Below are 18,716 nucleotides of genomic sequence, written 5' to 3' on the forward strand. Positions count from 1 at the left end.
TAAGAGAGGCGGCCATCGGAGGGTTGGTCATGAGACGGTTCCATGCGGCTTTGACGGGCTTGGCGGTCGCGATCGCAATTTGTGCCGGGCAGGCGGCGAGCGAAGCGCCGTTCGGCGCCTGGGGCTTTGATCTCACGGCGCGCGACACGCAGGTAAAGCCCGGCGACGACTTCGCCGCCTATGCCAACGGCGCCTGGAAGGCCCGCACCGAAATTCCGGCCGACCGCTCCAACTGGGGCATGCACGCCCAGCTCGCCGAGCGCGTGCTGCTGCAGCTGCGCAGCATCATGGAGGACGCCGGCAAGGCCGATCCGAACACCGTCGAAGGCAAGGTCGGCGCCTATTACGCGGCCTTCATGGACGAGGCACGGGTCGAACAGCTTGGCGCCGCGCCGCTCAAGCCCGCGCTCGACGCGGTGCGCGGCGCGGCCTCGCGGGAGGCGCTGACGGCGCTGATGGGCAGGGCCAATGCCGATTTCTACGGTACGTTCTTCTCGGTCTTCGTGCAGCCCGACGCCAAGGACCCGGCGCATTACGCGATCGGCCTCAGCCAGTCGGGCCTCGGCCTGCCGGACCGCGACTACTACCTTCAGGATTCGTTCGCCGCGAAGAAGGCGGCCTATCAGACCTACATCGCGAAGCTGCTTGATTTGTCGGGCTGGCCGGATGCCGAGAAGAACGCGGCCGACATCGTCGCGCTCGAAACACGGATCGCAGAGGCGAGTTGGAGCCGGGTCGAAGAACGCGACGTCGTGAAGACCTACAACCCGATGTCGCTGGCGGAACTGAAGGCAATGGCGCCCGGCTTCGACTGGGACGGCTTCTTCGCAAGTGCCGGCCTCGGCGCGCCGGACAAGATCGTCGTGGTCGAGAAGACGGCGATCCCGAAGATCGCGGCGCTGTTCGCCGCCGCCGATCTGGACACGCTGAAGGCCTGGATGGCGTTCAACATCGCCGACAACGCGGCGAACTACCTCTCCAAGCCCTTCACCGATGCGAGCTTCGAATTCCACGCCCATGCGCTGACCGGCGCGACGGAGCAGCGGCCGCGCTGGAAGCGCGGCGTGCACACCGTGGCGGGCGGCGACATCCTGTTCGGATTGCGCAGCGAGATCTATGGCTGCCTGGTCTGGGCGACCGGCGACCTCTATGTGGCGCGGCACTTCCCGCCGGCGGTGAAGGCCAAGGCGCAGGTCCAGATGGCCAATCTGAAGGAGGCCTTGCGCGCCCGCATCGCAAGACTGGACTGGATGAGCCCGGCGACCAAGGCCAAGGCGCTCGACAAGCTCAAGACCCTGACGATCCTGATCGGTTCGGGGGTCGATGATCGCGACTATTCGAAGCTGGCCGTGACCCCCGACGACCTGTTCGGCGATGCGCAGCGGATCGGCGAATTCGAGTGGGCACGCCTCGCGGCACGGCCGGGCAAGATGGTCGATCGCCTCGAATGGGCCGAGTCGCCGCAGACGGTGAACGATTACGAAGACCCGGTGATGAATCTCGTCGCCTTCCCCGCCGCCTATCTCCAGGCGCCGTTCTTCGATCCCGGCGCCGATCCGGCGGTGAATTACGGCGCGGCCGGACTGATGTCGCATGAGCTGACGCACAATTTCGACGACCAGGGCCGCCAATATGACGCGCAAGGCCGTCTCGCCGATTGGTGGACGCCGGCCGACGCGAAGATCTTCGCGCGCCGCATCAAGGCGCTTGGCGCGCAATACGACGCCTATGAGGTGCTGCCCGGCCTGCACGTCAACGGCGACCTCACCATGGGCGAGAACATCGCCGATCTCGGCGGCCTGCTGATCGCCTATGACGCCTATCACACGTCGCTCGGCGGCAAGCCGGCGCCGGTGCTGGACGGCCTGACCGGCGATCAGCGCTTCTTCCTCGGCTGGGCCCAGGTCTGGCGCTACAAGATCCGCGACGACGCGGCGCGCCAGCGCATCGTCAGCGATCCCCACGCCCCGGCCGGCGCCCGGACCAACATCCCGCTGCAGAACATCGACGCGTGGTACGCCGCCTTCGGCGTGAAGCCCGGCGACCGGATGTACCGGGCCCCGAAGGACCGCGTGAAGATCTGGTGATCAGCCGGGCCGGAACACGAACCGCTTCGACAGAGTGAAATTGAACACCAGCCCGACGGCCACGCCAACCGCGGTCGCGATCAGCGGATTGCCGAGCGGCAGCGGTGCGAAGCGTACGCACAGCACATAGGTCCCATAGTTCGCCAGCGCGCCGACGGCGTTGGCCAGCATGAACTTCAGCCATTCCCGCGCCAGCGCTCCGGCGCCGCCGGTGGCCGCGTGCTCGGCGAAGGTGAGGTTGCGGTTGCCCCACCAGGTGAAGGTCGCGGCGCAGAAGATGGAGATCACCCGCGCGCTGTAGGGGTCGAGGCCCAGCAGATGATGGAAGGTCCACAGCACCGCCTCGTCGACCACGAAGCCGGCGCCACCGACCGCGCCGAAGCGCACGATCCGCAGGCGCAGCAGGGCGCCGATACGCTCGGCCAGGCTCACGAGTTGCGCCGGTCTTGCGGGCCGCGCAGCGACAGATAGGCCATGCGCTTGGCTTCCCAGCGGCCGCGCGTGACGGTGTCGAGGATCAGCCCGCTCATCAGCGAGAGGAAGGCGATGATGATCAGGCCCGTCGCCAGCAGCGCGGTCGGCAGCCGCGGCACCAGGCCGGTGTGGTAATATTCCACCAGCAGCGACCAGCCCAGGGCGACCGAGATCACCGCGAGCAAGGCCGCGATCGCGCTGAAGAAGAACAGCGGCCGCTCCTCGCGGATCAGCTTGGCGATGGTGAACAGGATGCGGAATCCGTCGCGATAGGTGTTGAGCTTGCTCGCCGAGCCGGCGGGCCGCTCCTTGTACGCCGTGTCGACCTCGGCCATCGGCATCAGCAGGCGCACCGCATGCACGGTCAGCTCGGTCTCGATGCCGAAGCCCTCGGCCGTGAAGGGAAACGACTTCACGAACCGCCGCGACATGATGCGATAGCCGCTCAGCATGTCCTTCAGTTCGATCCCGAACATCAGCGCGGTCAAGCCGGTCAGCATCCTGTTGCCCAGGACATGGCCGGCGCGGTACGCGGCGGCCTCGGTATGCACCCGCCGCCCGGTGACGAGGTCGAGCTCCTCGCTGGTCAGCTTGGCGATCAGCGCCGGCGCCTGCGTCGCGTCATAGGTGTCGTCGCCGTCCGCCAGCACATAGATGTCGGCCTCGACGTCGGCGAACATCCGGCGCATGACGTTGCCCTTGCCCTGGCGCGGCTCGTTGCGCACGATGGCGCCCGCCTCCCGGGCGACCTCCGCCGTGCGGTCCTTCGAATTGTTGTCGTAGACGAAGATGTCGGCCGCCGGCAGCGCGGTGCGGAAGTCGCGCACGGTCTTCCCGATCGCGGCTTCCTCGTTGTAGCAGGGCAGGAGGACGGCGATTTTCGGATCGGTCATTGGCGGGGCCATTTGAACACCGGACAGAACTCATAGTCGCCGATGATGTTGGTGTCGAACACCGTGCATTTCAGCCAGTCGATCCTGAGGCCGTATTCGGCCAGTGCTTCGCGGGTCCGGCCCATGTCATAGGCGTCGGACAGGACGTAGAGGTCGCGCCTGCGGGCGATCCATTCCCATACCCGGCCCTTCATCATCTTGGTGAGCCTGGTGCCATCCTGCGGCTGCACCATCCAGCCGTCGATCCGCAGCAAGGGAATGCGGCGCGGGAAGGAGGGGGCGATGAACCCCAGCGGTCCGTCTCCGGTCAGCAGGACCATCGCCTTCTCGGGGTGCTCGATCTTCGGCAGGTCGGCCTGGACGAAGGGGTCGCTGACCGGCGAGCGCTCGATATACTCCACATGCGTCGTCGCCGCGGTGGCGATGAACAGCACGGCCAGCACGATGAGCTGCACCCGTCGCGGGAGCGGCAGCAATCCGATGGCAATCGCGACGAGCAGCGGTCCGAGCATCTCGAGCCCGACGATGTAGCGGTAGATCGCGAACATCTTGAGCCAGACGAGATAGGACGCGCCGGCGAAGGCCAGGGTGACGGCCGCCGCGGCGGGCGACACCAGCGGCGCCTTGGAGCGCCGCCCGAGGAGCCAGACGACGATCGCGGCGAGACTCGTGACATAGGCCAGCATCACCCGGATGTCGCGGAACGGGATGTCGTCGGCGATGCGCCAATCGAGCGCGAAGCGGATCGGAAAGGTCGCCGCGATCCAGAAATGCGTCGGCAGGAAGCGCATGTCGCGATAGGGCGCCGGCAGCGCGAGCGGCGATTTGAACGACTCGTTGAAATAGGGGAAGAGCGGGTTGCCGGTGATGTGCTCGAGATGCAGCGTCCAATAGCCCATCATCGCCGCGACGCCGACCAGGCCCGCGATGCCGCCGGCCAAAAGGCGCACCGACTGGTGCTTCCAGCTCCCGCCCAGTGCGACCAGCGCCGCCGCGAAGCCGATGGCGAAGGGAAATTCCGGCAGTTTGAGGCCGACCGTCGAGCCCACCAGCAGCCCGGCGCCGCCCGCGATCGCCGCGGCCTGCCAGAGCGGCCCTTCGCGCAGCCGCCGGCGGTTCACGACCAGGACCGCGATCGCCGACAGGATCAGGACGCTCATCGTGTTGTCGTGATAGGTCGTGCCGAACATGTTGAGGCCGAGGCCGCCGGTCTGCCCCAGCAGCGCCAGTCCCGCCGCGCCCAGCTTGTACTCGTCGATCGCGAGGGTCTGGCGTCCCAGGATGTAGAGCGGCACGACATTGGCGCCCTGTACGCAGCCCAGCACGAACAGCGCGAACCATGCCGGCGTATGCGTCGCCAGCAGGTAGAAGGGGATGTCCTGGAACGGGTTGTAGTAGCTCGCCTGGTGCGCCACGAGCATATCGATGGGCTCGCGCCCGTTCAGGAAGGCGTAGGGGATGTACCAATGGTAATTGCGGAAGTCCCAGGACGTGTCCTTGCCCAGCCACAGGACGTAGCCGCCCCAGAACGCGATGGTGAGGCACAGGAACAGCCATTCATTCCGGCTGAGCCGGAGCGCGCGCGAATCGACACTGGCTACAGACATGGGCTAGGGGCGCGCGCTCGAAGAAGGCGAGCCGGTTCTAGAGCAAGGCGTTGTGCCTGTCATGCCCGCCCATGCGGGCATCCAGCCGCGGCGAAACGGGATTTCCCGTACCGGAAGGCGGCAGCCATAGGGCTTAGCGCCTACCCTTCCTGCGGCTGCTCTATTTCCAGATTGTTCAGGAATTGGCGCGTGGAGGCCACGCCCGAATGGTTAAGGGCATAATGCCGCGCCAGTTCGCGCGGCAAGGTCAAGGCCCGGCGGCAGGCGGCTCCCAGGTCCTCATCCAGCGCCGCGGCGGCGCAATTGCCCACCACGTCCAGCATCACGTCGCGCGGGAAGGTCGCCACCGGCGTCCCGCAGGCCAGCGACTCCAGCATCACCAGGCCGAACGTGTCGGTCAGGCTGGGGAAGACGTTCACGTCACTGGCCGCGAAACAGCGTACGAGCTCCTCGCCGGACTTGGGGCCGAGGAATTTCGCCTGCGGGTATTTCGCCGCCAGGGCTTCGCGGGCCGGGCCGGGGCCGACGACGACCTTGGTGCCTGGCAGGTCGAGCGTGAGGAACGCCTCGATGTTCTTCTCGATCGACACCCGGCCGACATAAAGGAAGATCGGCTTGGGATAGGGCAGGGTCGCGTCCGGGATGGGGCGGAAGCGCTCGACGTCGACGCCGCCTTCCCACAGCCGGACGTTCTTGAAGCCTTGGGCTTCCAGCTCGCGCTTCATCGCGGGGGTGCGCGCCATGGTGGCAACGCCCCGGGCATGGAACCAGCGCTCCCACGCCCACACCCAGCGCTCCGGGATGAAAGGGAAGCGGGCATGGACGTATTCTGGATAGCGGGTATGGAAGGCGGTGGTGAACTCGATGCCGTGCTCGATGCAGATCGCCCGGGCGCTCATCCCCATCGTACCCTCAGTCGCGATATGCACCGCATCGGGGGCGAATTCGCGGATGATCTTCTCCAGCCCCTGGCGTGGGAAGATCGCAAGACGGATCTCGGGATAGGTCGGCAGCGGCAGGCTGAACCGGCCCTCGGGCGTCGCATAGCGCACCTCGTGGCCGAGCGCCTTGAGCTCGCGGCCCAGCATCTCCAGCGTCGTGACGACGCCGTTCACCTGCGGCTTCCACGCATCGGTGACGATCAGGATCTTGAGGTGTTCCTTGCCGGGCACAGGAAAGCGGCCGAGCGGCCTCACCGCGTCCGGCCAGAGCCGCCGGACCCTACGCGGGTACAGGCGCGGCTTCGCCGGCGACGGCCCCCTCTTGGGATCCTGTGGCTTGGGCTGAAACGGGAGCGGCCCAACGAATGATCTCCAGATGTCCGCTGGCATCTTCGACAAGGGCTGTGCAGCTTTCAACCCAGTCTCCATCGTTATGGTAGAGGACGTTGCCGATCCGGCGGATCGCCGCCTGGTGGATGTGGCCGCAGATCACGCCGTCGAGGCCTTTGCTTTCGGCCGCCCGCGCCACCACTTCCTCGAAGCGGCAGACATATTCGACGGCGTCCTTGACGGCATGCTTGAGCCAGTTGGAGAGCGACCAATAGGGCAGGCCGAGCTTGCGGCGGATGCCGTGCAGCACCTCGTTGGCGGCCAGCGCCTTGTCGTAGGCCCAGGAGCCCAGATGGGCGAGCCATTTGGCGAACTCGATCACGCCGTCGAACTGGTCGCCGTGCAGCACCAGCAGCTTCTTGCCGTCCGCCGTCTCGTGCACGGTCTCGCGCACCACTTCCACGCCGGCATAGGTGCGGCCGCAGAAGCCGCGCAGGAATTCGTCGTGATTGCCCGGAACGAAGATCACCCGGGTGCCCTCGTCGACCTTGCGCAGGATCTCATGGACCACGCGGCTATGCGCCTCGGGCCAGAACCAGCGGCGCTTGAGCTGCCAGCCGTCGACGATGTCGCCGACCAGATAAAGGGTCTCGCAGCTGTTCTGCTCGAGGAAGTCCAGCAGCTGCTCGGCTTTGCAGCCCCGTGTCCCCAGATGGATGTCGGAGACGAAGATCGTGCGGTGGAAGCGTGTCGGCCGGGCCGGCGGCGACGCGACGCGCGGCGGCTTGAAAGACACCGGCGGCGATACCAGCCAGGAGATACGGGCCATTCGTCGCGCTCCTCAAAAGCGGACGCGAATCTGCGTCCCTTCTGAAGCCGACTGCGTAACGGTGGCGCACGAATCTTTTGCGCTAAGCGTGCGAATCTTTTGCGGAAGGTCTGCGAATCTTTTGTTGCGGTGCAGCGACAGCGGCATGACTTGGTAAGGATTCGTTAGGGATCACCCCGCGGATCAGCCTGTGATTTTGCGCCGCACAATAAAGTCGGAAGTTTCGAGAATGCCTGCAAATCAGGCTAATTGGCGCCGATTTGCTGGGTTTTTCACGAAATTGCCGAATCTTTGGACTTGCGCGGAGCAAGGCAGGAGTCCATATTGTTGCAGCGCGGTATGACCGACCTCCCGTTAGTCATGCCGCCTGCCCTTCCTGGGCGTTTCCTCCCTGAACTTGGCCGCTCCTCTGGAGCGGCCTTTTTTCTTCCCCAGCTTCTGCTGCATCGCTATCGCACCGGACGCCGCTGGCGCCGCGCAAGTCCGAATTCTGGGCATCACGGAAACGGAAGGTTCACTCGGCGGCCAGGCTATGCCGGCGGCTGCGGGCCAACAGGCCCGGCTCGATGCCGACCAGGCGGGTGATCACCTCGGTCAGCCGGGCATGGACCAGCTCGAAATGCGGCCCTTTGGCGATCCGCTCCTCGTCCAGATAGATCGCGCGGTTGATTTCGACCTGCAGCGCATGCACGTCCTGGTCGCGTCGTCCGTGCAGATGCGTCGTGTAGCCGCCGGCATAGGGCGTGTTGCGTGCATGCCGGAAGCCCTGCGATTCGAAGGCGAGCTCCGCGGCCCGGGTCACGAGCGGCGCCGCGGCCATGCCGTAGCGGTCGCCCAGCACCACGTCGGGGATGGCGGCGGCGGACGGCATCGAGTGGCAATCGATGACGACGGCCACGCCGAACAGCGCGCGGGTTTCCTCCACCAATTCCCTCAAGGCGGCGTGATAAGGCCGATAAAGCCGGGTCAGCCGCTCCTCGGCGTCGCGCGCCGGGAGCTTGGCGCGGTAGATCTCCGCCCCATCGCGCACGATCCGCGGGATCACGCCCAGCCCCGCCGCCACGCGCGGTGTCGGCGTGTCGACCGTGACCGCAAGGGCGCCCTCGAACATCGCGCTGTCGATTTCCGCCGGCGCCCGGTTGGCGTCCAGGAAGGCGCGCGGAAAGCGAGCGGCGATCATCGGCGCGCCCAGCGCCACCGCACCGCAAAACAGCTCCTCGACGAAGGCGTCCTCCGAGCGGCGCAACGAAAGCGCGCTGAGCCGGCTCATCGCCACGAAGCTGGCGGGGTAGGCGCGGCCCGAATGGGGCGAGGCGAAGACGAAGGGCACCGTCTGGCGGAACGGGCGATGGATGCGAAAGGGTTCGGCATACAGTCCGGCCAGCTCGGCGTCGCCGTCACCCGTCCTGCCTGATCCCGCCTGCGCCATGCGATTCGCCGTCCTTGCCTTCAGTGGACCATTAACGCGCCAGCCCGATCAAGCGGCGAAAGGGCCGCGCCTTGCCGGGGTCGGTCTCCGTCCCGGCCCCGCCGTTAACCGTCGTTTACCGTTTGCCCGTTATAGGCTTAAGTGGAGGGGCAAGAGCGGGCCCATGGCGCATATTCTTCTGGCAGAAGACGACGAAAGCTTGCGCAAGTTCCTCGCGCAGGCGCTGGTGAAGGCCGGCCATGCGGTCACCGATTTCGGCGATGGCGGCGATGCCTACGAGTGCCTGAAGGGCTTCCGCTTCGATCTTCTGGTCACCGACATTGTGATGCCGGGCATGGACGGCATCGAACTCGCCAAGCGCGCGGCCGAGATGGACCAGGCCTTGAAGATCATGTTCATCACCGGCTTCGCGGCGGTCGCGCTGCATCCCTCGGCGAACGCACCCAAGCAGGCGAAGGTGTTGTCGAAGCCCTTCCATCTGCGCGAGATCGTCGCCGAAGTCGACCGCATGATCGCGGCGTAAGGCGCCACGCGCCATCCGAAATGAGGCCGTTTTGCGCGGTCAATGAGGCCGCCGCGCCCCATTGGCGCCTGCACGCCGCCGGATTTCTGCGCTCCCATTCCGCCGTCCGGCAAGTCCGAGCTGATCGGGGAGCCGGCCGCCGGCGCGCTTGGGCGTCGGCGAAAGCGGGAGGCATCGATGCAGATTGCACGACACGACATACTGAGCACACGGCCCTCTGGGATGACGCCGCGGCGCGCGGCGATCATCGGCACGGTGGCGCTGCTGCATGTGGGGGCGGCCTATATGCTCGTCAGCGGCATGGCGCAGCACATCATCGCGAATGTCGATCACACCCTCACGGTCGATCTCACGGAAAGGACCGTTCCGCCGAAGCCGGTCCCCATCCCGCCGACGCCGGTGCTTGCGGTCCCGGTCGAGAAGCAGGTCTACGTGCCTGAACCCAAATTCGACATCGCGCGGGACGAGCCGGTGATCCAGGCGACGCAGCATGACCCGCGTCCGCTCCAGCCGACCGAGCCGACCGCCTTGCCGGTCGACCGGGGCGCTGTCGCCGTTGCAGGCACCCATACGACGCCGCCTTATCCGGCGCTCGAAAGCCGCTTGGGCCATACGGGTACGGTGACTTTGACCGTCATGGTGGCGCCGGACGGCAACGTGGCTTCGGCCAGCGTCGCGCAGTCGAGCGGTTTCCCCGAACTGGATCAGGCCGCCATCGCCTGGGTGGTCGGACACTGGAAGTACAAGCCGGCCCTTGAGAGCGGCAATGCCGTGGCGAGCCGAACCTTGGCGGCAGTGAAGTTCGACCTGACACAGGCCCATCGCTAACGGCCACCGCAATTGCCGGCCCCGCAGAGCCACGACGCACTGCGGGGCTTTTTGCTTGGACGGGTCGGGCTTTGCCGCTTGAAAAGCTCGCTTGCCCCCCTGGGCAGTCGAGGCTATAGCTGCCGCCCCGCCGGTACCGGCATCGCGCGGGCAATTAGCTCAGCGGGAGAGCGTCCCCTTGACATGGGGAAGGTCACAGGTTCAATCCCTGTATTGCCCACCATTTTCAAGCACTTAGTTCAACTTACAGAACCCACAACGACCAGTTTCGGCTGGCTCGGCAGAACGATATTGCGCTTCGTCGTTCTTGCGTTGATGTCCGCCATGACCTCGTTAATGGCGAGCCGTGCCGCACGCAGATAGCTCGGATCGTATTTGGCGTAGATCTCCGTCGTCCGCAGTCCAGCGGCCTTGTGTCCCAACATGCCTTGGACCTCCCGGGGCGGAACGCCGCGACGCCTGAGTTCTTTCGCCATGGTGTGCCGGATGCAGTAGGGCGAAATCCGCTCTGGCAAGCCTTTGGCTATCTTGAGCAGGCGCTGGAAGGCCTTCTTGACCGAGAAGACACGGTCACCGTGATAGGTGACGACGTAATTGGACTTCACTTTCTGTAACCATGGCAGCAGCGTGTTGGTCATCGGAACCGTCGGCCGACACTTCTTTGTCTGCTTGCGACCTTCCACGCCTATCTCGTTCCGGCGTGCGCGAAATTCTCTATGTCGGCAAAGCATGCGATGTGTGCGCGAGCGCGCGGAGAGGTACGAGCAGATACGGTTGGCGCGACCGTTACACTGGCCGCTTGTGGCGCGGTGCCTGTCCTCGCCGATAGGCGCTGGGCGTCATGCCGAACCAGCGCTGGCCGGCGCGCCGGAAGCTGCGCGCGTCGGAATAGCCGATTTCGGCGGCGATCTCCTCGAAGGATTTGTCGGTCATCAGCAGCGTCGCGGCCGTGCCGCGCTGAACATCGTCCAGCAAGGCGCGGAACGAGCTGCCAGCATCCGCAAGCCGCCGCCGTAGCGTGGCCGAGCTCATCCGCAGATGTCGCGCCACCGCCGTCTCACCGTGCAGTCCGCCGTAAATCGCCTCGCGAACATCCCTGACAATTGCCGGAGCGCCCTCGGTCGTGCGTGAGTTGCGGTCGGCTGCCGCTTCCTCGAGCAGGCGCATGAACTCGACGAATTCATGCGCCGCCCAGGTATTGTATTTGACCGGCGCGAGGGGCGCCGCCGCGTCACTTGCCCGATAGGACAGCGTCGCCCCGCTACCTTTCACGATTGTTGGGCAGCGAAGAACGCTCTTCAGCATGGTCTTCCGGAATCGACCGATCGGCTCGGCCAATATCGCCTGCAGCGGCCGCAAGCGGCGGCCCGTGAGCCAGCGAAAGGCGCAATGGATCGTGAGCGCGAAGGTCTCGACGAACAATTCCATGCGCGCGGTTCGCTTGCCTTCATAGCTCAAGGCGATGCTGAGCCCCCGCCTGTTCCGCCTTACGGCGACCTTGATATCCGGCCTCAAAAGCACCGCGGCAGCGGCGAAACGTTTCAGAGCCTCACCCAGATTGTTGCCCTGGCCGGCGGCGGCCATGAGGATGCCGAGCGTGCCTTTGGGGATGGGTTTGGCCGATATGCCGAAGGATTCGTCGTCGGTTATGCGCATCTGTTCGAGGCACAGTTTCAGAAATACGGTCGAGGGTATGAATTCGTCGCAATCCGGACGGCCACTGCCGTGCGCGCCGGATTTCGCCAGCAGCCGCGTGGCCACGACGGACCCCAGAAGCAGAACCAAGTAATCTCTCGGCACATGAAAGCCTGCCGCCGTGAAATGCCCAGGTCCTTCGGGACGGCGGATGTGGACGGCGAGATTCACGCCTTTTCTCCCTGGCACCAACGTGACGAGCGCCGTTTATCCAGCTGCTATTTCATCACAATCACCCGGCTCTTGCGACAGCCGGAACGGCGCGCGGCAGCATTCCGTTACGGAAATTCTCATCTGCGGCGATTGCCGTGATCGAATTTGTCCCGGTCTTGTTGCACAGGCGCGTCCTAGCCGGGACCTGAGCTATGCACCAGAATCACGCAGCGCGGGCGCGCATTTTACGATTTCACGAGGCCGGTGGTGAATCTTGCGTTGACGTCTGAAGAGTTGCTGTTCCGCCGCGAGGTGCGCGCGTTCCTGGACGAGCATCTGACGGCCGAGCTGCGCGCGGCGGGACGCGCCACGACCAGCGTCTTCACGCCGAAGGCTTTCAGCATCGCCTGGCAGAAAATCCTGCACGCCAAGGGGTGGGTCGCGCCAAGCTGGCCGAAGCAATATGGCGGCACCGGCTGGACGGAAATGCAGCGCTACATCTTCGCCGCGGAATGTGCCCGTGCGGGTGCGCCTGGCCTGGCGCCGATGGGGCTCAGGATGGTCGGTCCCGTGATCATGGGCTATGGCACGCCGGAGCAGAAGGCGCATTACCTGCCGCGCATCCTTTCCGGCGAGGATTACTGGTGCCAGGGCTATTCCGAGCCGGGTTCTGGCTCGGATCTGGCATCGCTGTCTCTGCGCGCGATCTCCGACGGCGACGATTACGTGCTGAACGGCTCCAAGATATGGACCACGCACGCCCATTGGGCGAACAAAATGTTCTGCCTGGTGCGCACCCGGGCCGAAGGCAAGCCCCAGGCTGGCATCACCTTCCTGCTGCTCGACATGGCGAGCGCAGGTATCACCGTCGCCCCCATTATCACGCTGGCGGGCGAGCACGAGCTGAACCAGGTGTTCTTCACCGATGTGCGCGTGTCCAAGGCGGGCCGATTGGGCGAGGAGAATGACGGCTGGACGGTCGCCAAATATCTCCTCGAATTCGAACGCGGTGGCGGCGCGGCGGCCGGCCTGAAGGTCGCGCTGGAGCGGCTGCGCCAGATGGCGGAAGCCGAACCCGCCGGCGGCGGCGACGCCCTGCGCGACGATCCGGATTTTCGCCGCAAGCTGGCTGAAGCCGCGATTCGGATCGAGACGATCGAGATGACGGAGCACCGCGTCATGTGCGCCCTGGCCTCCGGCGGCAATCCGGGTCCGGCGTCCTCGATGCTGAAGATGCAGAGCACCGAGGCCATGCAGCGCCTGGACGAAATCGGCATCGAAGTGGCGGGCCACTATGCGCTGGTAGAGCAGCCCGAAGCCCGCATGCCGGGCTCGAATATAGAACCGGTCGGCCCGGCGCACAGCCTCCACACAATGGCGCGCTATCTCAACAACCGCGCGGCGTCGATCTATGGCGGCTCCAACGAAATCCAGCGCGACATCATCGCCCGCCATGTGCTGCGCCTCTGAAGGATCAGGAGCATGAGTTCATCGCAATCGGCTGCCCCGCTCGATCACGCACAGATTCCGACCCTTGCGGATATCCCGCGTTACCACGCGCGCGTTCGGCCCGACGACATCGCCCTGTCGTTCGAGGGCCGCGACACGAGTTTCGATGCGCTCGACCGGCACAGCAACCAGGTCGCCCACGCGCTCATCGAGGCCGGGGCGCGGCCGGGCGACCGCATCTGCTATGTCGGCAAGAACAGCGACCATTATTTCGAACTGCTGCTCGGTGCGGCGAAGGCCGGGGTGGTGATGACGCCGATCGGCTGGCGGCTGGCGCCGCGCGAAGTCGCCTTTATGGCGAATGATGCGGAGGCCCGATTCCTTTTCGTCGGCCCGGAGTCGATGGCGCTGGTTCGCCAGATCGGCGGCGAGCTCGATAAAGTCGAACAAATCGTCGCCATGGAAGACGACGCGGCAGAATTTCCGCTCTATGAGGCGTGGCGCGATCGACAAAGCGACACCGATCCCGCACGGCCGATCCGGGAAACGGACATCGCCCTGCAACTCTACACCTCCGGCACCACGGGTAATCCCAAAGGCGCGATGCTGCGGCACGTCAATCTGCTCGGCGGACGGCGCCTGGCCGCGGAAGCCGGGCTCGACTGGAACCAGTGGGGTCCGGGCGATGTCAGCCTCGTGGCGATGCCGGTCGCGCATATCGGCGGCACCGGCTGGGGCATCGTCGGCCTCTACAACGGCGCCAAAGGCGTCGTGGCGCGCGAGTTCGATCCGACCAAGGTGCTCGATTTCATCGAGCGCGACAGGATTTCGAAAATGTTCATGGTGCCGGCGGCGCTGCAGATCGTCGTCAGCCAGCCGCGCGCCCGCGAGGTCGATTACAGCCGCCTGAAATACATCCTCTATGGCGCCTCGCCCATTCCGCTCGACCTCTTGCGCGAATGCATGGCGGTGTTCGGCTGCGGCTTCTGCCAGCAATACGGCATGACCGAAACCTGCGGCACGGTCGCCTATCTGCCGCCGGAGGATCACGATCCGGCCGGCAATCCGCGCATGCGCTCCGCCGGCATCCCAATGCCGGGCGTGGAATTGAAGGTGATGGACGAAGCTGGAAAAACGTTGGGGCCCGGCGTCATCGGCGAAGTCGCGATCCGCTCGGTGGCGAACATGGCCGGCTATTGGCACCTGCCGGAGGCGACGGCCAAGACGGTCGACAGTGAGGGCTGGCTACGGACCGGCGACGCCGGCTATCTCGACGCCGACGGCTATCTCTACATCCAGGACCGTGTCAAGGACATGATCATCAGCGGCGGCGAGAACATCTATCCCGCCGAAGTCGAAAGCTCGATCTACGGCCATCCCGACATCGCCGAAGTCGCGGTGATCGGCGTGCCCGATGAAAGATGGGGCGAGGCGGTAAAGGCCGTCGTGGTCCCCAAGCCCGGCCGCACCGTCGATGCCGCCGATGTCATCGCCTTCGCCCGCTCGCGCATAGCCCATTTCAAGGCGCCCAAGAGCATCGACGTGATCGCTGCCCTGCCGCGCAACGCTTCGGGCAAGATCCTGCGCCGCCAGTTGCGCGAGCCCTATTGGGCGAGCCGCGAGCGGCGGGTGAATTGAACCCGATGCCCGGCCCGCCGTTATCATGACAGGAGTGCAACACCGCATGACCGACACAGCCGCAACGATCTCTTCCAATACCGCCAAGCAGAGGCCATCCAGCTACGGCAAGATCGATTTCACAACGCCGAAGGGCGAGCCGGCCCTGACCGCGCCGGATTCGGTTTCCTGGCAGGTGTTCAAGAATCCGGTGTCGCTGTTCATTGGCGGCATCACGGCCGTGCTGCTCGAATTCGCCGAGCCCGGCGTGCGCTCGGGAGTCTGGGATCATTCCTCGTTCCGCCGTGAGCCCCTGGCGCGCATGCAGCGCACGGGCCTCGCCGCGATGCTCACCGTCTACGGGCCGCGCAGCAAGACCGAGGCGATGATCGCCGGCGTCCGCCGCATGCATGCGCGCGTCGTGGGAACGACGCCGGACGGCACGCCCTATCATGCCAATGATACCCAACTGCTCGACTGGGTGCAGGCGACAGCGAGCTTCGGCTTCCTCGAGGCCTATAGCGCTTTCGTGCGGCCGGTCAGCGATGCGGACAAGGATAAATTTTATGCCGAAGCGGCGCCATCGGCGCGTCTGTACGGCGCAACGGGCGCCCCGACCTCTCGGGCGGAATTGAACGCCCAATTTGAAGCGATACGGCCGAAGCTCGAACGCTCCGACATCGTGTTCGAATTCCTCGACATCATGCTGCGCACGCCGATCCTCCCCGGGCCGCTGAAGCCCGTTCAGCGGATGCTGGTACGCGCCGCCGTCGAGATCACCCCGCAATGGGTTCGCGATATTCTGGGCCTGGGGCCGGAATGGAGTTTGAAACCGTGGGAGGCCAGGCTTATACGCATCGCCGGCGCGCTGGCGGATCGCATTCCGGTGCTGTCCAGCCCACCTTCGCAATCCTGCCGGCGCATGGGGCTTTCCTCGTTCTATCTCTATACGCGCTGATATAGACGCATGGCGTGCCCGTCCCAAAAAATTCGGGGCGGGCAGCGCGTTCTCAATTGAAATTGTAGGTCAGGGATGCACCGTAGGTCATGGTCATGCCCGGAAAGCGCACATAGGTGTTCGTGTTGTTGGCCACCGAGGTCCAATAATACTGGTTGGTGAGGTTGCGGCCCCAGATGGAAAGCAGCCAATTATTGTCCAGGCTATGGAGCCCGATGCTGGCGTTCAGCAGGCCGTAGGACTTGATCGCATAGACGGCGTCCGTGCACAGATCGGCGCAGGATTTCGACTGCCAATGCTCGTTGACGGTCGCCTGCAGACCGAGCGTATCGGTGATGGGCGTGTCGTAATTGAGCGTCAACGCGCCCTGCCAATGCGGACTATAGGGGAACCGGCCGCCCTTGAAATTCGCCGGGTTGCCGGCTTCGTCCACGCCGAGATAATTGCCGACATAGGTCTCGACATAGGTCGCCGCCAGCATCGCCGTCAGATGATCGGTGATCGCCCAGGTCACGTCGCCGTCCAGGCCTTTGGCATTGGACGTCGGAATATTCGCTACCCGGCCGAGAACGGTATAGATCGGATCCGCGAACAGGACGCTCAGCTGCTTGTCGCCATAATCGTAATAGAACGCGGCAAGGTTGAGCTGAACCTTTCCATCCGCCAGCCCCGTCTTCACGCCCACTTCATAGGACAACAGGCGTTCCTGCTTGGCCGGGACCTCTTGGCTGGCGATGTTCGCGGCGATGATCGGGATATTGCCGGCCTTGTAGCCCTCGGACACGGACGCATAGAGCAACGTATCGGGCTCGACCTGCCAGTCCGCCGCGGCGCGCCACGCCACGTTGTCCTCGTTGAGCTTCTCGTTGATCACGCCGAACGAATCGGTGACCGGATTGAATGAAACGCAGTCACCGGGGGCGATCGGGGCGGGTGTCGCCACGCCATAGATCAGCGGGAACAACGTGCGATTCACGATGTTGACGCTCGTCGCGAGGTTTCCGTTCACGTCGAAGGAGCAGCCCGCGAAGGTCTGGTGATCCTGCGTATAGCGAATTCCGCCCGTGAGCTTGAGCGCATCGGTCAGTTGCCAGTCCGCGTTGACGAAGGCGCTCCATGTGTTGGAGTCGATCGTGCCGCGGTCGCCGAACGTGCGGAACGCCTCCGCCATCTCCGTCGGCGTGGTGCCGAATGTGTTGATCGCGTTGAACGGCGGCGTGGCCAGCAAAACCTCGCCGAGCGAGCGGATCAGCAAGGCGCTGCTGTTCTGGCCCAGCATGGTCCGGTCGCCGTCGAAGATGGTGTCGTTGGCGTAGTAGCCGCCGACCATCCAGTGAACCGCATCGGTATCGCCCTGCAGGCGGAGCTCCTCGGAAAACGATCCGATATGCCCGACCTCGTTTTGCACGAGAATCTCGTAAGGGGCTCCCGACCAGTCGTTGACGCCGTCACGCTTGACATGATTGAACGCCGTCAGCGAGGTTGCCGAAATTATTGTCGTTGAACCTGTAATCGACGCGTCCGGCGATGGAATAGAAATTGTCGTTCTCGGCGAGCGGCCGGTTCATTCCCAGGCCGGTGCCGATATCGGCGCCGCGCTGGGCCGCAGGCTCCCAGTCGGCTTGCGAACCCTTTGTCGGTTGATTGGCCGCCAGGTAATTTTGCAGACGGGTGTCGATCGGCAGGCCGGCGACCGGCACCAATCCGCCGATCGGCAAGGTCGTCGCCGGGCAGACGCCGCCCGGGGTAAAGCCGGGCACGAAGGCCGCCGTAAAGACGCTGGACAATTGCAGGCAGGATTGGGCGTTCGGAGGGCCTGCCGCAACGGTCAGGCCGGTCGCCTGCGCCGCGACGGAGTCCGACCGGTTGATCCAGCCATCGACCGTCAGGTTGACGGTCAATTGCGGTGTCGGCTGCCATTCCAATTCGCCGCGCGCGCCATAATTGTGCTTCCTGCCGAGCGTGTCGCCCGGACGCGTATTGCTGTGCTGCCAGCCGTCGGCGCTGTCTTCCGTGCGGAAGGCGAGGCGGGCTTTCAACGTGTCCGTCAGCGGGCCGCTGATGAAGCCCTCGAAATTGTATGTCCCGTTGTTGCCGCCTTCGGCGGTCACAGAGGCCGCGAAATCGTCCGTCGGCTTGTTGGTGATGAGGTCGATCAGGCCGGCCGTCGTGTTGCGGCCATAGAGCGTGCCCTGGGGCCCTTTGAGCACTTCGACGCGTTGCACATCGAACAGCGGCCCCGACATCATGAAGGGGTAGGCATAGGCGACCTCGTCGACATAGGTGCCGACAGTGGAGGTCGCTGACAGATCGACCGTGTTGAATCCGATGCCGCGCAGCGTGAAGGTCGGCACGCCTTCATAGCTTTGCGAGACGTTGAAGCTTGGGACGACGGTGCCCAAATCCGTCACATTGGTGACACGCTGTGCCTTCAGCGCCGCCCCGCTGAAGGCCTGAATCGACATGCCGACCTTGTTGATGTCCGCTTCGTGCCGTTCGGCGGTAACGACGACCGTCTCGATATCCGCTGCGTGGGCAGGACAGATCGCGGACGCGGTCGAAAGCAGTGCCGCCACCAGCAGCGAACGGCGTTGGACCCGGCTAACGGCCGGCTGAAACGCTAAGGTGCGGACGCAATTTGCGCCTCTCAATCCTGACATCGTGTTCTCCCGGTATATTTTTATTTTGCGGGAGAAATCCGCGTGACGCAGACAGACGGCCTCTGAGGCCCCGGCTCTCAAGTCCGGTGCAATGCCGAAACAACTATGGCGCCGGCGCAGCTATCTGAATCACATGGCTCCCCCCGTTGCAGGATATTCCGCTATGACCGCGAGCTTTGGCGAGGACATCAGACGGCAATCGTCAGGGGACAGATCTGCTCACGACAGAACGCTTGGTCGTGG

Annotated in this window: 16 protein-coding genes and 1 tRNA gene; 7 read left to right on the forward strand and 10 right to left on the reverse strand. The window is 64.9% G+C overall.

The annotated features are described in order from the left end of the window. Nucleotides 1-29 precede the first annotated feature (29 nt). Nucleotides 30-2,087: a M13-type metalloendopeptidase gene (locus WDM91_19925; protein MEI9996873.1), complete on the forward strand. Its 2,058-nt coding sequence runs from the start codon at nucleotides 30-32 to the stop codon at nucleotides 2,085-2,087. Here WDM91_19925 and WDM91_19930 read toward each other — a convergent pair whose 3' ends face one another. The 6 genes from WDM91_19930 to WDM91_19955 form a co-directional block, all read right to left on the reverse strand. After that, complete coding sequence (locus WDM91_19930; protein MEI9996874.1) at nucleotides 2,088-2,519, reverse strand: GtrA family protein; 432 nt, start codon at nucleotides 2,517-2,519, stop codon at nucleotides 2,088-2,090. Further along, nucleotides 2,516-3,454: a glycosyltransferase family 2 protein gene (locus tag WDM91_19935; protein ID MEI9996875.1), complete on the reverse strand. Its 939-nt coding sequence runs from the start codon at nucleotides 3,452-3,454 to the stop codon at nucleotides 2,516-2,518. Before WDM91_19935 ends, WDM91_19930 begins: the two co-directional genes overlap by 4 nt. Next, the gene (locus WDM91_19940; GenBank protein ID MEI9996876.1) at nucleotides 3,451-5,061 is read right to left on the reverse strand and encodes a hypothetical protein; all 1,611 of its coding nucleotides are present in this window, start codon (nucleotides 5,059-5,061) and stop codon (nucleotides 3,451-3,453) included. Before WDM91_19940 ends, WDM91_19935 begins: the two co-directional genes overlap by 4 nt. 140 nt (nucleotides 5,062-5,201) lie before the next feature. Continuing rightward, the gene (locus tag WDM91_19945; GenBank protein ID MEI9996877.1) at nucleotides 5,202-6,257 is read right to left on the reverse strand and encodes a glycosyltransferase family 1 protein; all 1,056 of its coding nucleotides are present in this window, start codon (nucleotides 6,255-6,257) and stop codon (nucleotides 5,202-5,204) included. A gap of 25 nt (nucleotides 6,258-6,282) precedes the next feature. Next, entirely contained in the window at nucleotides 6,283-7,161 is an 879-nt protein-coding gene (locus tag WDM91_19950; protein ID MEI9996878.1) for a UDP-2,3-diacylglucosamine diphosphatase, read from the reverse strand. Nucleotides 7,162-7,675: 514 nt separating this feature from the next. Next, nucleotides 7,676-8,590 (reverse strand): N-formylglutamate amidohydrolase, encoded by a 915-nt coding sequence (locus WDM91_19955; GenBank protein ID MEI9996879.1) that lies wholly within the window; start codon nucleotides 8,588-8,590, stop codon nucleotides 7,676-7,678. Nucleotides 8,591-8,753: 163 nt separating this feature from the next. Between WDM91_19955 and WDM91_19960 the strand changes: the two genes are divergently transcribed. The 3 genes from WDM91_19960 (at nucleotide 8,754) to WDM91_19970 (ending at nucleotide 10,164) form a co-directional block, all read left to right on the forward strand. Continuing rightward, nucleotides 8,754-9,113 (forward strand): response regulator, encoded by a 360-nt coding sequence (locus tag WDM91_19960; GenBank protein ID MEI9996880.1) that lies wholly within the window; start codon nucleotides 8,754-8,756, stop codon nucleotides 9,111-9,113. A 177-nt stretch (nucleotides 9,114-9,290) separates the two neighbouring features. Beyond that, nucleotides 9,291-9,941 (forward strand): energy transducer TonB, encoded by a 651-nt coding sequence (locus tag WDM91_19965; GenBank protein ID MEI9996881.1) that lies wholly within the window; start codon nucleotides 9,291-9,293, stop codon nucleotides 9,939-9,941. A 148-nt stretch (nucleotides 9,942-10,089) separates the two neighbouring features. Beyond that, a tRNA-Val gene (locus tag WDM91_19970) sits at nucleotides 10,090-10,164 on the forward strand. Between the two features lie 16 nt (nucleotides 10,165-10,180). On the opposite strand, the gene WDM91_19975 is transcribed toward WDM91_19970, so the two are convergent. Next, on the reverse strand, nucleotides 10,181-10,579 hold the full coding sequence (locus tag WDM91_19975; protein MEI9996882.1) for a tyrosine-type recombinase/integrase: 399 nt from the start codon (nucleotides 10,577-10,579) through the stop codon (nucleotides 10,181-10,183). A 148-nt stretch (nucleotides 10,580-10,727) separates the two neighbouring features. Next, on the reverse strand, nucleotides 10,728-11,825 hold the full coding sequence (locus WDM91_19980; protein MEI9996883.1) for a helix-turn-helix domain-containing protein: 1,098 nt from the start codon (nucleotides 11,823-11,825) through the stop codon (nucleotides 10,728-10,730). Nucleotides 11,826-12,056: 231 nt separating this feature from the next. Between WDM91_19980 and WDM91_19985 the strand changes: the two genes are divergently transcribed. The 3 genes from WDM91_19985 to WDM91_19995 are packed head-to-tail and all read left to right on the forward strand — an operon-like array spanning nucleotide 12,057 to nucleotide 15,813. Then, nucleotides 12,057-13,259 carry an acyl-CoA dehydrogenase family protein gene (locus WDM91_19985; GenBank protein ID MEI9996884.1) on the forward strand — a complete coding sequence of 401 codons (1,203 nt, stop codon included), beginning with the start codon at nucleotides 12,057-12,059 and terminating at the stop codon, nucleotides 13,257-13,259. A 12-nt stretch (nucleotides 13,260-13,271) separates the two neighbouring features. Beyond that, a complete protein-coding gene (locus WDM91_19990; protein MEI9996885.1) occupies nucleotides 13,272-14,876 on the forward strand; it encodes a fatty acid--CoA ligase in 1,605 nt (534 codons plus the stop codon). Between the two features lie 46 nt (nucleotides 14,877-14,922). Beyond that, nucleotides 14,923-15,813 carry an oxygenase MpaB family protein gene (locus WDM91_19995; protein ID MEI9996886.1) on the forward strand — a complete coding sequence of 297 codons (891 nt, stop codon included), beginning with the start codon at nucleotides 14,923-14,925 and terminating at the stop codon, nucleotides 15,811-15,813. A 52-nt stretch (nucleotides 15,814-15,865) separates the two neighbouring features. Here the strand turns inward: WDM91_19995 and WDM91_20000 are convergent, their stop codons facing one another. Both WDM91_20000 and WDM91_20005 read right to left on the reverse strand, forming a co-directional pair. After that, on the reverse strand, nucleotides 15,866-17,221 hold the full coding sequence (locus WDM91_20000) for a TonB-dependent receptor (protein MEI9996887.1): 1,356 nt from the start codon (nucleotides 17,219-17,221) through the stop codon (nucleotides 15,866-15,868). A gap of 40 nt (nucleotides 17,222-17,261) precedes the next feature. Continuing rightward, on the reverse strand, nucleotides 17,262-18,389 hold the full coding sequence (locus tag WDM91_20005; protein ID MEI9996888.1) for a TonB-dependent receptor plug domain-containing protein: 1,128 nt from the start codon (nucleotides 18,387-18,389) through the stop codon (nucleotides 17,262-17,264). Nucleotides 18,390-18,716: the final 327 nt, after the last annotated feature.

The organism is Rhizomicrobium sp. (assembly GCA_037200385.1).
Taxonomy (GTDB): domain Bacteria; phylum Pseudomonadota; class Alphaproteobacteria; order Micropepsales; family Micropepsaceae; genus Rhizomicrobium.